This is a genomic window from Erythrobacter sp. Alg231-14 (genome assembly GCF_900149685.1).
Lineage (GTDB): Bacteria > Pseudomonadota > Alphaproteobacteria > Sphingomonadales > Sphingomonadaceae > Erythrobacter.
In genome coordinates this window covers 1,220,041-1,234,557 of the sequence record NZ_LT702999.1, presented here as the reverse complement: position 1 = coordinate 1,234,557, position 14,517 = coordinate 1,220,041, and the positions used below count along the sequence as shown (strand labels likewise).

Annotated in this window: 11 protein-coding genes; all 11 read left to right on the top strand. The window is 53.9% G+C overall.

Annotated features, from left to right (window positions below; genetic code table 11):
* Positions 1-458 precede the first annotated feature (458 nt).
* The 11 genes from BQ8290_RS05715 to BQ8290_RS15115 all read left to right on the top strand — a co-directional run bounded on the left by BQ8290_RS05715 (position 459) and on the right by BQ8290_RS15115 (position 14,517).
* Entirely contained in the window at positions 459-3,599 is a 3,141-nt protein-coding gene (locus BQ8290_RS05715; protein WP_108788388.1) for a TonB-dependent receptor, read from the top strand.
* Positions 3,600-3,736: 137 nt separating this feature from the next.
* Positions 3,737-4,477, top strand: a complete 741-nt coding sequence (locus BQ8290_RS05710) for an FCD domain-containing protein (RefSeq protein ID WP_108788386.1) — start codon at positions 3,737-3,739, stop codon at positions 4,475-4,477.
* A gap of 106 nt (positions 4,478-4,583) precedes the next feature.
* Positions 4,584-6,854, top strand: a complete 2,271-nt coding sequence (locus tag BQ8290_RS05705; protein WP_108788384.1) for a chondroitinase-B domain-containing protein — start codon at positions 4,584-4,586, stop codon at positions 6,852-6,854.
* Positions 6,851-9,031 carry a heparinase II/III domain-containing protein gene (locus BQ8290_RS05700; protein WP_108788382.1) on the top strand — a complete coding sequence of 727 codons (2,181 nt, stop codon included), beginning with the start codon at positions 6,851-6,853 and terminating at the stop codon, positions 9,029-9,031. Before BQ8290_RS05705 ends, BQ8290_RS05700 begins: the two co-directional genes overlap by 4 nt.
* Before the next feature lie 15 nt (positions 9,032-9,046).
* Positions 9,047-9,397: a cupin domain-containing protein gene (locus BQ8290_RS05695; RefSeq protein ID WP_108791985.1), complete on the top strand. Its 351-nt coding sequence runs from the start codon at positions 9,047-9,049 to the stop codon at positions 9,395-9,397.
* Positions 9,398-9,399: 2 nt separating this feature from the next.
* Entirely contained in the window at positions 9,400-10,707 is a 1,308-nt protein-coding gene (locus tag BQ8290_RS05690) for an MFS transporter (RefSeq protein ID WP_108788380.1), read from the top strand.
* A 42-nt stretch (positions 10,708-10,749) separates the two neighbouring features.
* Positions 10,750-11,502 carry a glucose 1-dehydrogenase gene (locus BQ8290_RS05685; protein ID WP_108788378.1) on the top strand — a complete coding sequence of 251 codons (753 nt, stop codon included), beginning with the start codon at positions 10,750-10,752 and terminating at the stop codon, positions 11,500-11,502.
* Between the two features lie 24 nt (positions 11,503-11,526).
* Positions 11,527-12,165, top strand: coding sequence for a bifunctional 4-hydroxy-2-oxoglutarate aldolase/2-dehydro-3-deoxy-phosphogluconate aldolase (gene eda, locus BQ8290_RS05680; protein WP_108788376.1), 639 nt, complete (start codon positions 11,527-11,529; stop codon positions 12,163-12,165).
* Positions 12,166-12,182: 17 nt separating this feature from the next.
* Positions 12,183-13,214, top strand: coding sequence for a PfkB family carbohydrate kinase (locus tag BQ8290_RS05675; RefSeq protein ID WP_108788374.1), 1,032 nt, complete (start codon positions 12,183-12,185; stop codon positions 13,212-13,214).
* Positions 13,215-13,228: 14 nt separating this feature from the next.
* Entirely contained in the window at positions 13,229-13,390 is a 162-nt protein-coding gene (locus BQ8290_RS15120) for a hypothetical protein (protein WP_337661055.1), read from the top strand.
* Positions 13,391-14,130: 740 nt separating this feature from the next.
* A complete protein-coding gene (locus tag BQ8290_RS15115; RefSeq protein ID WP_337661054.1) occupies positions 14,131-14,517 on the top strand; it encodes a helix-turn-helix domain-containing protein in 387 nt (128 codons plus the stop codon).

The window sequence follows — 14,517 nt, the reverse complement described above, 5'->3', positions numbered from 1 at the left end:
ATCACCAATTATTTGGTCGATTTGACGATTGGTAAGGGTGTGGGCAGAAGAGTCAACCAATGTGGCGGACCAAGAATTGATAAAGTGTCATACCAATTTGTCGAAACCTGTGTGAAAACCTTGAGAATCCGGGAATCCGCATTTCTGGCCCAGTGTTGAAAACCCCTCCAATGCCCGCGTTTTTGAGGGTTCCGTTGCTATTTTGCATCACGTCTCGCCCGGATTTGTGGCGCGATTTTGGTATGCCGGTCCCCAGCTGAGGTGATCGAGTGAGTCTCCCTAAGTGGATCGCGGCCGCCTCTCTTGCTGTGATTGCGGTGAGGCTTTTCAGGGTGGCGGGAGTGTCCATCAATCGCAAATTGCCTGACCAAAACTTTGTTATTGTGCATACCAATGGTTGACACGGGCTCCTAACCGCTTATCCCTTCGCTCATAAACATACCTTGAGGGAGGGATTGATGACACTTCGCGCACCCCGTCGCGGCGCCTATTCGCGCGTTTCTTTGTCCGCTGCATTGCTTGCTGGAACTGCTTTCGCTGCAACACCGGCTTTGGCGCAGGATGAGGCTGGAGATACTTCTGCTCAAGAGGCTCCGGCTGACGTTGCCGATGAGGCGCAAGAGGGCGACATTGTTGTTACCGGTTTCCGGGCGACCATCCAAAACTCAATCGATGAAAAGCGCAATTCGACCGAAGTGTTTGATGCGTTGTCGGCCGATGAAATTGGCGATTTGCCGGCTCTCTCTATTGGTGAGGCGCTCGAGACTTTGACTGGTGCGGGCTCGCACCGTGAAAATGGCGGCGCGACAGAGATTTCGATTCGCGGCCTTGGTCCATTCCTTGGTTCGACCGTTATCAACGGCCGCATCGCGACAAACGGCAGTGGCGATCGTTCGGTTAACTTCAGCCAGTTCCCTTCCGAGCTTTTCACGAAGATCGGTATCTATAAAACGCAGGCGGCTAGCTACATCGAGGGCGGTGTTGCTGGTCAGATCGTGCTCGAGACGGTCCGTCCGATCGATTATGGTCGTCGCCGCGTGCAGGGCGAGTTCAAGGCCGAGGTTAACCCAGACAATTACGACATTGAATCGGATCAACGCCTCAATGACTTTGCGTATCGCGGATCGTTGAGCTTCATCGATCAATTTAGTGTTGGCGATGGTGAGCTAGGCATTTCGCTTGGCTATGAGCGTCGCGATTCCAACAATCCAGAGCAAGAAGTGCGTGTTTCCAACACCATTCGCGCCTGCGTTGTCGATCCTAGCACAAGCAGTGATGGTGTATTCGACGATGGCAACTGCGACACCAGCTCAAGCACAATTGATGGTTTGCGCGATGGTAGCATCGGGCTTCCTTTCGTCATCGCTCGCAACAGCTATGCGTTCCGTCAAAACAGCACCGCGGACGAACGCAATGCGTTCTTTGGCGCGATCCAGTATCAGCCGAGCCCCGATGTCGATATCAACGCCGACTTCCAATATTCGCGTCGGACCACAACCGAGCAACGCAACGATTTGAACTTCGCAGAAGGTCGCCGCATTGATGAGCAAGATGCTCCGAACTCCATCGACGGCTTTGATCTGATCTTCACCGAAAGCGGTGCATTGCGTCAGTTTACCAGCGAGCAGCGCATTGAAGCAGTCACCGAGTATTCTGAGCGTGACGAAGAATATTACGGCGGTGGTTTGTCGATCGACTTCCAGCCTGTCGATCGCCTAACGGTTTCGCTTGATGCGTCGTATTCGCAAACGCAGCGGATCGAAGAAGCTGTGCAGATTCGTTTCCGTACTGAGGATGATGAAGACATCTTTGGCAACACCGGGGCTTTCACGCCAAGTGTCGAAAACGATGGCAGCACCCAAGATGACCGCGTCGAAAACGTGGTTCAAATTTTCCAAAACGGTTCCGAAGGTTTGAACTTCATTGTTCAAAACTTTGACGTGAACAATTACGATTTGTTCGCCAATGATCCGCGCCTGCGCGCTGATTTGGAGCAGGATCGTTTCAACAGCGTATGGGCCGTTCGCGGTGACTTCGCTTACGAAACCGACGGTTTCTTTACTCTGCTTCAGGGCGGAACGCGTTACCAAGAATTGATCTATCGCGATGTGCCGGGTGCATCGAACGGCACCAGCCGTTTTGAAAACACTTACAGTGACCAAGGCGGTACCGGCGCGCTCTTCTTCGCCAACACCGAATGCCGGACGTCATTCCCTGAGAGTGGTTTCCTTTCGTCGGTTGCTGGTGACAATGCGTTGATCACCAACGTGGACGCCGACGGCAACGTCATCGGAACAACCAACACATTCGCTACGTTCGATGCACTTTGCGTTGCACAAGTGCTTGAGCGCGAAGATCCATCAGGTTTGTCGTTTAACGAAGATGGCACGCCGATTTTCCCGACCGGCGATTTTGACTCGATTCAGAACACCGATGTGACGGAGCGCACATGGGCAGGTTACGTTCAGGCCGACTTTGACAGTCAGCTGGGATCGACACCTATTCGGGGTAATGTTGGTATCCGCGTTGTGAACACTGACGTGCTTTCGCGTGGCTTCCGCACGGCTCTTAGCATTGTGGTCGATGATGTTGATGGCGATGGTGAAGCAGGGTTTGCCTTGGTCGAAGATCCAGGCGCATTGACGGTCCGCAATTCAAGCGCATCGTACACTGAATTCTTGCCAAGCTTTAATGTTGTGGCAGAGCTTCAGCCTGACCTTCAGGCTCGCTTCGCAGTGTTCCGCGCGCTTTCGCGGCCTGATCCATCCAGCCTTGGCGATGGTCGTATCATCAACGTGAACGACGGCGATGATTTCGCAACGCCCGAAGAAGCTTTGATCGGCGGCGTAAACAACGTTTCCGCAACGGGTAACCCGGCTACTGAGCCGCTCTTGTCATGGAACTTTGATGCTGGCCTCGAATGGTATCCGAATGAGGATACGATTCTGGCGGTGAATGCCTATTACAAGAGCTTCAACGGCGGCTTTGAAACTGTTGGTGTTTTCGAAACATTCAACATCAGTGGTGCCGCAGCTGATCTTTTGACGACATCGATCAACACGTCTGACGAAACCAGCACCATTTACGGTGTTGAAGTCACCGCAGCGCATCGGTTCAGCTATCTGCCGGCACCGTTGGATGGTCTCGGCTTTAAGCTCAGCTACAACTACGCAGATTCGGATTTCGAATTCGAAGACGACACGCTGGGCGCGATCTCAACGGTCAATGCGGATGGTTCGACAACTGTCACGGCCGCTGGCTTGATCCCGTCCTCAAACCTGTTTGGTTTCTCTGAGCATGTGTTCTCGGGTCAGGTCTATTACGAAATCGGCGATTTCGATTTCCAAGGCGTGTACAAATATCGCAGCGAGTACTTCCAACAGTTCGTCTCGACACCGGGCCGTATCCGGTACGTTGACGATGTGGGCGTATTCGAAGCGCGTATTTCCTACGAGCTGAACAACAATGTTCGCTTCACGCTCGAAGGATTGAACTTGTTTAACGAACCGCGGACCGACTTCCGTGGCGCCCCAGACGATCTAGGCCAAGTCCTGGTTTATGGGCCTCGCTACTTCGCCGGCATTCGCGCTCGTTTCTGACCAGTTTGGGTTGCCATCTAGTTGAGGGGCTGATGGCAACCCATTCCGTATTCGTGGGGCGGCGTGACATATGATCTCGCAACATCTACGGGTGCAGACAGATAGGTGAGTATCCAGAGGCATCACAGAGGTAGGGCATGACCGGCAAGCGACTATTCCAATCCGTTGCTGAACAAATTTCGGGTCTTATTGACGAGGGCGCGTTTCCACCGGGTACGCGTTTGCCTGGTGAGCGGGAATTGGCAGAGCGGTTGAATGTTAGCCGCGTGACCATTCGCGAGGCAGAGATTGCTCTGCAAGCGATTGGACGGTTGGAAATCAAGACCGGATCTGGCGTTTATGTAAGCGAAAATCAGGCAGAGGAGAGGACCTCTCTTCCTGCGGCGAGTGCTTTTGAAGTGACCGAAGCTCGGTTGTTGGTGGAATCAGAGGCGGCCGCACTGGCGGCTCATAATATCACCGACGAAGCGATTGAGCGCCTTGCCGGATTGGTGGAAAAGATGCGGACCGGTTCCGAAGAAGAGGCGAATGAAGCCGACGAAGAGTTTCATCGGACAATCGCAGCCGCTTCGAACAACGCCGCAATGGTTCACACGGTGAGTTCCTTGTGGCGGATGCGTGAAGACATTCCGAATGTTAAGGCAACCTATGAGGCTGTCTGTGTTCACGACGCGGCCTCTCGCACTGCGGAGCATGAGGCAATTTTCTTTGCCTTGCGCGATCGCGATCCGTCCGGCGCACGCAATGCAATGCGGGAACATTTCCATCGGCTCATCGAAGCGATGCTGGATGCGACCGAGAAAATGGCGATGGAAGAATTGCAGGTACAGGCCTCAAAAAGCCGGGAGCGCTTCGCAGCATCAGCCAAAATTGGCTAACCACATTGGTATTACAATATTCCCCTCGATAATATGCCAGATTGATTGACACCGCTTGATCGACGCCTATAGTTGGCGCATAAAAATTGGAGAGGGGATTGTTGGGATGATTGCGAGGCTTTGCCTTGTGGCTCTGGGTGTGTGGCATATTGCTACGCCTGTCCTCGCTGAGGACTACATTGTTCAAAACCAAGATGAATACGCTGCCGCTGTCGATGTGATAGAGGCTGGCGACGTTATCATTTTGACCAACGGTGAGTGGCGCGATTTCGAAATGGTGATTACGGGGGAGGGGCGTGAGGATGCTCCGATCACCGTAACCTCTCAAGATGCCGGTCAGGTCTTTCTAACCGGGCAATCCAGTTTGCGCATTGGCGGTCGTCACATTCTTGTGTCGGGCTTGGTGTTCCGTGATGGTTATAGCCCGCGAGGGGAGGTCATCTCATTCCGCCGCAACAAAGATGACGTCGCACACAATTCCCGTGTGACCGAAGTTGTCATCGACAATTTCAGTAAACCTGATCGTTATGAGTCCGATTATTGGGTCGGGATCTATGGCAGTGGCAATCGGTTTGATCACAACAATTTGGTTGGAAAAACCAATAAGGGTGTGACCTTGGCTGTGCGTCTTGATCAGGAAGAAAGCCGCAATAACGGCCATTTGATTGATCACAATTATTTTGGCCCGCGCCCTGTGCTTGGGTCCAATGGTGGCGAAACGCTGCGCATCGGTACAAGCCGATATTCAATGCATCAATCCGGAACCTTGGTTGAAAACAACATTTTCGACCGAACCGATGGTGAGGTTGAGATCATCTCTTCAAAGTCGGGCGGCAATGTCTTTCGGGGCAATGTTTTCCTCCGCTCACGCGGGACCTTGACCCTGCGTCATGGAGATGACGCCGTTGTTGAACGCAATGTCTTTTTGGGCGGGGGCAAGGATTACACCGGCGGGATTCGTGTCATCAATCGCGGTCAAACGGTGCGCGACAATTACATGGAAGGGCTTCGCGGAGAGGCGTTTTCCAGCGCGCTTGCCATTATGAATGGTGTGCCCAATTCACCGGTCAATCGATATGTCGAAGTCGCCGGCGCTACGATCGAAGGAAACACCATCCTTGATAGTCGACGTGTCGGTTTCAATGTGGGGGCCGATGATGAGCGCTCCGCTGCGCCGAGCGACAGCACATTTGCAGGCAATTTGCTCGGCGGGATTGAGGGGCAATCGTTCCTAGAAGTTTATGATGACGTCTCCGGAATTGCTTTCGACGGCAACGTAGTTGTCGAAGGCGGCGTGGCGGATGAACTTGCGTCATTTGATCGGCGCTCAATCGCAATGGAGCGTGCGGAGAATGGCTTGCTGTATCCGGTTGATCCCAAGTTCGCTGCGTTGGGTGCGCCGCGGGATTTGAGCCCGGTAACTCTCGATCAAGTCGGCGCCTCTTGGTATCCAAAGCCGGGCGATGATGTTTTGTTCGGAGCGTCCGGAGAAACGATCGCGATCGCACCAGGCGAAGACGCCTTGGTCAACGCGGTCTTGGTGGCCAAAGATGGTGACGTAATCCAACTTGCGCCTGGTGAGTATGTGGTTGAGCGGACCATTCCTTTGGATGCTGCCGTGACAATTGCGACAGCTCCAAATGACGCGGGTGAGGCGGCGGTTGTCTTCTTCACGCGCCCATCCTTGTTCGAACTGCGCGAAGGCGGCAATCTTAGGTTGGACGGCGTCACAATTGACGGAGCTCTCGCGCCGGATTCTGTCGGCAATTCTATGATCCGAACGACGACATTCCCGATCAAATCGAACCTAACGGTCGAAATGGATGGGGTTACGGTTCGCGGTCTGGTCGTAAATAAGAGCTTTAATGTTCTGACGTTGGGCAAAAGCGCGCTCGCCGATGCAGTGACAATCCGCAACAGTCAATTTGCCGACATTACCGGCGCGATTGTTTCTGCCGCCGCAGAAACTGAGGATTACGGTCAGTACAACGTCGAATATCTTGATGTTACGGGCAACACATTCGCCAATGTTGGTGGTCCGATTGCCGATATCTATCGTGGTGGGCGTGACGAAAGCACATTTGGGCCGTTCGTCGCTTTTGCCAACAATCAGATCGCCGGGTCCGGTTTGGCCCCGACCAATGGTACTGGCGCGTCGCTAAATCTGCATGGTGTGCAGATCGCAAATGTGACGGGCAATCAAGTTGCTGGTTCTGCGCCGTTCCGCATCGTTCATACTGTTGGAACGCCAATCACCGCAGTGACGGGCAATCAATTTGCAGAGACGGGTGAACTCGTCTTGGAGGAATTGAATTTCGACGGCCCGCACCGAGCCGATGTTTCTGGCAATGTGTTTGCAGAGGAGGACGCGGAATGAGGCGCTCGGCTCTCCTGTTCGCCGCCAGTGCGTTGGCCTTTGGTGTGCAGCCCTCATTGGCATACGCGCACAGCGAGACAGTTGAAGAAGCGGCCGCAATTCCGCCGCTTTATGCTGCGGAATTGGATCGCGCGCGCGATTTCGTCGATGGAATGATGGCCGATGGTGTCGTTGTCCCCGTGCCTAAAGACCCGGGCGGCGGTTACACGCACGAGCAGCACAAGCGGAATTTTAGGGCGATCTATCTGGGCGGTCAGATCTATCGGATCACAGGGGACGATCGTTATCGCGATTACGTCCGCGATATGTTGCTCGAATATGCGGAATTGTACCCAACATTGGGCGATCACCCTGAGCGGCACGATCAATATTCGGGCCGGATTTTCTGGCAGGTTTTAAACGATGCCATGTGGCTTGTGCATGCCGTGCAAGGATACGGCGATATTCGCGACACACTGAGCCCGCAGGAACGGCAGAGCATTGATGACAATGTGTTCCGCCCGGCGGTGCATTTTCTCTCTGTGGAATCGGCCAACACGTTTGATCGCATTCACAATCACGCCACATGGGCCACCGCCGGCGTCGGCATGACCGGCTATCTGCTTGGCGATGATGACATGGTTGATCGGGCCCTTTTGGGGTCCAACAAAAGCGGCGAGGCGGGCTTTCTTCGCCAAACAGAATTGCTGTTTTCACCCGATGGTTATTACACCGAAGGGCCGTATTATCAGCGGTTTGCCCTGTTGCCGTTCTTGGTATTCGCTGATGCGATTGAGCGAAATGAGCCCGAGCGTCAGATTTTTCAGCACCGCGATGGTATATTGCTAAAGGCGCTAAGGACCACGGTGCAATTGAGCTACCGGGGTTACTTCTTCCCATTCAACGATGCGATCCGCGACAAAAGCCTGCGCACTGCCGAACTGTATGATGGGATCGCAATTGCTTACGCTCAGACAGGCGATCCGTCGCTCTTGTCCGTCGCCGACTTTCAAGGGCGCACCGTACTCACCGACAATGGCATGCGCGTCGCTAGCGATCTTGCTGCAGATCGCGCTGAGCCATTTGCGTTTCAATCGCTGTTGTTGACCGACGGTCCCGACGGTGACCAAGGCGCTGTTGCAGTCTTGCGCCAAGGTGAGGCGAACGCAGAGGGCGAGCCCTCGACGGTGCTCATCGCGAAGAATACATCGCAGGGGATGGGCCACGGCCATTTTGATAAATTGGCATGGCAGCTTTACGACAACGGCAATGAGATTGTGCGCGATTATGGCGCAGCGCGGTTCCTCAATATAGAGGCAAAGCGCGGTGGTCGTTATTTGCCGGAGAATACAACGTGGGCGAAGTCGTCGGTCGCTCACAACACGTTGGTCGTTGATGAAAGCAGTCATTTCGATGGCGATGTGAATGTCGCCAACGCAAACTGGCCAAAGCAATTGTATTTTGCCGACACGCCGGGCCTTCAGGTTTCCAGCGCCGAGATCGAGAATGCCTATCCCGGTGTTTCCATTCGGCGCACGCTGATTATGGCGGAAATTGAGGGATTGGAAGCGCCTCTAGTCTTCGATCTCGTTCGTGCGACAAGTGATGGGGCGCATCAATACGATTTGCCGCTCCATTATTCCGGTCACATCATGGAATTCGACTTCGCTGCGCAAGGCAATGTGGCCGAACGTCCTGTCTTGGGTGCGGACAATGGGTATCAGCACATCTGGGTCGATGCGCAGGGCGCAATCGAAGATGGGCAGGGTGCGCTAACGTGGATTTTGGATGGCCGGTTCTACACATACCGCTTTGCTGGAAATGGCCCATTGGTGGCGGTCCTTGGTGAAAGCGGGGCGAACGATCCAGAGTTCAACCTGCGGCGCGAACCGCTTCTTATGCTGCGCGCGCAACGCGAAGGTGATGCGACCTTCGCCAGCCTATTAGAAGCCCATGGCAGCTATGACGGCGCAGCGGAACAGACGCTCGATAGCCGCAGTTTGGTCGACAGTTTCACTCACGAACGAGTGAACGGCAAAGATATCATTATTCTGACCCTGAAATCAGGGCAGCGTTACGCGATCGCAGTGTCGCACAATCCCGATCCAGAACAGTCATACAACGCGATCCTTGGTCGCGACGAAATTGATTGGACTGGGTTCGCGTCTGTTGTTCAACTCACCGGAGGGGAGAACTAAAAAATGGCGACATTGATGAGCGCGGCGAGCCCGACTTTCGTGATTGCGAAGGATACGCCCAAAGAGGATTTGGGCGGAGGCATTAGCCGCCAAATCCTGGGTTATGGTCCGGAAATCATGATCGTCAGAGTGTGGTTCGATAAAGGCTCAGTGGGGGATGTTCATTCCCATCCACACAGCCAATCAACCTATGTCGAAAGCGGCAAGTTTGAAGCGTTTGTGGACGGCGAAAAGCGCGTCCTAGGCGCGGGAGATAGCTTCTACATCGCACCAAATTTGGATCACGGTGCAGTGTGCTTAGAGGCGGGCGTTTTGCTCGATACATTTAGCCCAGTCAGAGAAGACTTTTTGGGTGAGGGGAACTGAACATGAAAATGCAGGGACTTCGTTGGTGGGTTGTTGGACTCGTCGCGCTTGCGACAATCATCAATTATATCGACCGGCAAACCATCAATGTGTTGTGGCCCGAAAACATCGCGCCGGAACTGTTTCCGGATATGGATGCGGATGGACACAAATACATCTTGGGCGTGATCAGCACGGTCTTCATTTTCGCCTACGCCGCCGGTCAGGCGATCTTCGGAAAGATCTTTGACTGGGTCGGAACGAGATTGGGGTTTGTTCTTTCGATCGGCGTGTGGTCGATCGCGACCGCAGCGCACGCTCTTGCAAAAGGCGTCGTAAGTTTCAGCTTCTTCCGCGCAATCTTGGGTGTGGCAGAGGCCGGCAACTGGCCCGGCGCGACAAAAGCGAACGCCGAATGGTTCCCGACAAAAGAACGTGCGTTGGCGCAAGGTATCTTCAATTCCGGTGCGGCAATCGGCGGTATCATTTCGATCCCACTGATCGGTTACATGGCGGTCTTCCTTGATTGGAAACTTATCTTTGTGCTCGTTGGTGTCATCGGCCTGCTGTGGCTTTTGCCATGGTGGTTCATTGTAAAGGCTCCACCAGAAAGTCACGATTGGCTGACCGATGATGAGCGTGAGTACATCCTGACTGGACAAAAGACGTCGGATGACGCCGACAGTTCTTCCGATGACGATGGCTACAATCCAACCACGGGTGAATTGCTCAAACGGAAAGAAAGCTGGGGCGTGATCATCGCGTCGGCGGCGATCGATCCGATCTGGTGGCTCTTCATTGTCTGGATCCCGACTTATTTGGTCGAAGTCCACGGCTTCAACGTTAAAGAAGTGGCCGCATCAGGGTGGTTGCCTTTCGTTGGTGCGATGTTGGGTGCGTGGTTTGGTGGATTGCTTGCGCAGAACCGTTTGAAAGCGGGCTGGACAGTGAACAGCACGCGCAAATTCACCATCACTCTTGGCTGCTTGATCATGCTTCCTGCGCTTCTAGCGCTGTCGGCTGCGTCAGAGCCTTGGACCGCATTGTGGTTGATGTTCACGATCCTGTTCGGTTTCCAAACCGCAATCGGCAACGTGCAAACTTTGCCCAGCGATCTGTACAGCAAGAAAACAGTCGGCACGCTTTCGGGCATCGCCGGCATGGCAGCCAAGCTCAGCGCTGCTGCACTCACCTATCTGGTGCCAATCATGACCGCAGGGGCGAATTATTATTCAGTCTTCGTCCTTGGCGCGGGCCTCGCTTTGACGGCCATCGCCAGCGTGTGGCTCCTGTGCGGCGAAATCAAACCTTTGAAACCAAAAACAGCCTGATTTCAGGCGCTTTGAAACATCTAATACTTGGGAATGCGAAACATGAAATTTTCTGGCAAAGTGGCAGTTGTGACCGGTGGCAGCCGCGATATTGGTCGAGCAGTTTGCGTTAAGCTCGCCTCTGAAGGGGCAAGTGTGGTTGTGAACTACAATTCCAATCAAGCCGATGCCGATGCAACGGTTGCTGCGATTGAAGCAGCCGGCGGCAAAGGCGTTGCGGTTAAGGCGGACGTCACGAAAGCCGCCGATGTTGATGCGCTTATTGCGGCATCGCGTGAAGCGTTTGGCGACAAGATTGATATCTTGGTCAACAATGCTGGCGGATTGGTCGCGCGCAAAACATTGGAAGAAATGGACGAAGAGTTCTTCAACTTTGTGATGCAGCTCAATACGACGTCGACCTTCCTTGCTTGTAAGGCGGCGGCTCCGCTTATGTCCGAAGGTGGTTCAATTGTTAATCTCGCGTCGCTCGCCGGACGCGATGGCGGCGGTGGCGGTGCGATCGCATACGCCACATCAAAAGGCGCGGTGATGACAATGACTCGCGGGTTGGCGAAAGAGCTTGGCCCGAAAGGCATTCGCGTCAACGCCTTGTGCCCTGGCATGATTGCAACCACGTTCCACGACAAATTCACGCCGGATGCGGCGCGAGAGAATGTGGCAAATTCCACCCCGCTTCGCCGCCAAGGCCGTGCAGAAGAAACCGCTGATGCGGTCGCCTATCTGGCGTCTGATGAAGCATCGTTTATCAACGGTGCGAATCTAGACATCAACGGCGGCTTGGCTTTTTCCTAAGCCGCAGCAATCGGAAGAAAAGCAATGAGCAAAGAACTGTCCCACCGTTTGGCTGCGGCTCCTGTGGTGCCGCTTATCGGTGAAAACGATGCGGCCCGCGCTGTGAAAACCGCGCAGGCACTGGCCGACGGTGGGTTGAGTGTGATCGAAGTCGTACTGCGGTCTTCTGACGCTCAAAAAGGGATGGAAGCCATCCTTGCAGAGACCGAAGGATTGATCGTGGGCGCTGGAACGGTGCTCACATTGGATCAGGCCAAATCGGTTGTTGCGAGCGGCGCACAATTTATCGTCTCACCCGGATTGGTGGACGAGATTGCGCTCTATTGCATCGAAGAAGGTATCCCCTTCTTCCCAGGTACAATGACCGCCGGAGAGGTGCAGCGCGCCTATGCGCTCGGGCTGCGGGAAGTGAAGTTCTTTCCAGCAAGCCTCGCCGGTGGAGTACCAATGTTGAAAGCCTTTAGCTCGGTCTTTCGTGAAATGCGTTTCATGCCAACCGGCGGAGTGTCGGCAGGCAACCTTTCCGAATTTCTGAGTCTTCCCAGCGTTCTCGCCTGCGGGGGCAGCTGGCTCACACCGAAAGAAGCAGTCGCCAGCGGTGACTATTCTCAAATTACCAACCTTGCGAAAGAGGCGGTCGCGATCGCGAAGTCTGCTCGCTGAATTGAAAGCTCCTCCCCATGGCTGAATTTCTATCGTTCGGAGAAATCATGTTGCGGCTAAAAACGCCGGGCAATGAACGTTTCTTCCAATCTCCTTCCTTCGAAGCCACCTTTGGCGGTGGCGAAGCAAACGTTGCGGTCGCGCTAAGCAATTACGGCCTAGATGCCGGATTTGTTAGTGCATTGCCGGATAACGACATTGGCGAAGCCGCGATCCGTGAGCTGCGCAGCTTTGGCGTGGACACCGCGCAAATCCGTCGCAGCGGTGATCGCGTCGGGATTTACTTCCTTGAGACGGGTGCCAATCAACGCCCTTCGAAAGTGGTCTATGATCGCGATCGTTCTTCAATCTGCGAAGCGGGACCGGGCGATTTTGATTGGCCGTCGATCTTCAACGGCGCCAAATGGCTGCATATCACGGGCATTACCCCGGCATTGAGCCAGTCGGCTGCCGATCTAAGCTTGGAATGCGTGAAGGCAGCCAAGGCCGCAGGCGTGACCGTGTCTTGCGATTTCAATTATCGCGGCAAGCTTTGGAAGTATGGCAAGACCGCACCTGAAGTGATGCGCGATCTCGTGAAGTATGTTGATGTCGGTATTGCGAACGAAGAAGATTGTCAGAAATCGTTGGATATCTCAGTCGATGTCGACGTGGAATCTGCTGAATTGGACACTGCGAAATATGAAGCATTGTCGGCCAAGGTTCTCGATATCTATCCCGAAATGAGCACAATCGCGATCACATTGCGCGAAAGCTTTAGCGCTGATCGTAACGGTTGGTCTGCGTGTTTGCGCACGCGTGATGGTGGTTTCAAACTTTCGCGCCGTTATGAAATGACCGATATTGTTGATCGTGTTGGCGGCGGCGATAGTTTTGCATCGGCGTTGATCTACGGTCTGAATGCCTATGAAGATCGTCAGCAAAGCCTTGAATTTGCTGTTGCGGCAAGTTGTCTCAAACACTCCATCTTGGGCGACTTTAATCGCGTCACAGTGCCAGAAGTTGAAAAACTCATGAGCGGTGACGGATCGGGACGTGTTCAACGGTGAAACAACGGCATGGCATGCTGGAACTGAGCGTCAGCTTGGGCGGGTCACGACATGATGCGCAATCAGCAGGGCAATGCCCTTTTGCCAACGATAACCCAGACCACGATCAGAAATTGTTTGAGCGTTCTATTGAGCGTGAACTGGTCGATGATGTGACCGACGGACATTCGCTTTAATCAGCGATCATTATACCATCGTTTGGGCGCGGCTATGCCGCGCCCATTCGCGCTTAACCGTCATAAACGGTGATACCATGAAACTATCTTGGTTTGGGCTGTACCCAACACGACCCTAGTCAACGCCGATATATGTCTGCTACCCGCGCCATCAGAGCCTGTAATCGGCCTGGAAAATGGACCTTTGGCTAACGGTCATGAGGCGAACCTTGGGGATCTGAATTGATGATGGTGAGAAACAATGATCGTCACAAACGGGCTTTGCCCTCTGATCCGATCGGATTGAGTTTTACCCGGCGTGACCGCCTTAGTCCGGCAAGGTCGTAACAGGTTTGCAAATGGAAATCCCCTCAACTCCATCAACCCTGATTGACACCCTCGACAATGTGTCAATCCGGGGACCTGAATCTATCTTCGGAGCGGCGCAATGCTTCGCTGCTATTGCAGCTAGGCTCGGTTTCCAATTTGCCGTCTGGCACGATCTTTCGTCCAAGAACGGACCGGAGGACTGCGACCGCGCTTCGTTGAATGAAACCGTGTTTGGCTGGAATGATCGGGGGGATCGGTGGTGGTATAAACCGCAGATCGCTTTGGCATCCCCGATCGCACTTGCTTGTCGATATGAAAGCGAACCGTTCTGGATGAACAGCGAAGGGTTTCATGGAAACAGCATTAGGTCCGATCTCGCGCTACGCGGACTTTCAAAAGCGTTTGCGAACCCTGCGAAGGTGTCGTCTTTAATGGTGATTCCTGTGCATTTGGCTTTTGGTCAGACCGGCCTTGTTTGTTGTTTGCCGACCGATGTTCAAAAGTCGGATCTTTCCGCTGAGTATCAAGAGCATTCGGCAATGTTGTCGCTTATCGCTCACCGTTTTCTCAAGACGTACAATCAGGTTCAAGATACGCGGAAAGAAGTGCCCAGCAATTGCTATTTGACGCGGCGCCAAGTGCAATGTTTGCAATGGGCATCGCAGGGCAAGACCGACCGGGAAACCGGCATGATCTTGTCGTTAAGCCACGCCGCGGTCCGATATCACCTGCAATGTGCAATTGAGCGCTTGGGATGCGTTAACCGGACCCAAGCTGTCTTTAGAGCAGCGCAATTGGGTTATGTGGGCGCGATCTAG

Excerpts from the sequence above, each read along its gene's own strand:
- BQ8290_RS05715 (WP_108788388.1), top strand. The coding sequence starts at position 459 with ATGACACTTCGCGCACCCCGTCGCGGCGCCTATTCGCGCGTTTCTTTG.
- BQ8290_RS05710 (WP_108788386.1), top strand. The coding sequence starts at position 3,737 with ATGACCGGCAAGCGACTATTCCAATCCGTTGCTGAACAAATTTCGGGT.
- BQ8290_RS05705 (WP_108788384.1), top strand. The coding sequence starts at position 4,584 with ATGATTGCGAGGCTTTGCCTTGTGGCTCTGGGTGTGTGGCATATTGCT.
- BQ8290_RS05700 (WP_108788382.1), top strand. The coding sequence starts at position 6,851 with ATGAGGCGCTCGGCTCTCCTGTTCGCCGCCAGTGCGTTGGCCTTTGGT.
- BQ8290_RS05695 (WP_108791985.1), top strand. The coding sequence starts at position 9,047 with ATGAGCGCGGCGAGCCCGACTTTCGTGATTGCGAAGGATACGCCCAAA.
- BQ8290_RS05690 (WP_108788380.1), top strand. The coding sequence starts at position 9,400 with ATGAAAATGCAGGGACTTCGTTGGTGGGTTGTTGGACTCGTCGCGCTT.
- BQ8290_RS05685 (WP_108788378.1), top strand. The coding sequence starts at position 10,750 with ATGAAATTTTCTGGCAAAGTGGCAGTTGTGACCGGTGGCAGCCGCGAT.
- eda (WP_108788376.1), top strand. The coding sequence starts at position 11,527 with ATGAGCAAAGAACTGTCCCACCGTTTGGCTGCGGCTCCTGTGGTGCCG.
- BQ8290_RS05675 (WP_108788374.1), top strand. The coding sequence starts at position 12,183 with ATGGCTGAATTTCTATCGTTCGGAGAAATCATGTTGCGGCTAAAAACG.
- BQ8290_RS15120 (WP_337661055.1), top strand. The coding sequence starts at position 13,229 with ATGCTGGAACTGAGCGTCAGCTTGGGCGGGTCACGACATGATGCGCAA.
- BQ8290_RS15115 (WP_337661054.1), top strand. The coding sequence starts at position 14,131 with ATGGTGATTCCTGTGCATTTGGCTTTTGGTCAGACCGGCCTTGTTTGT.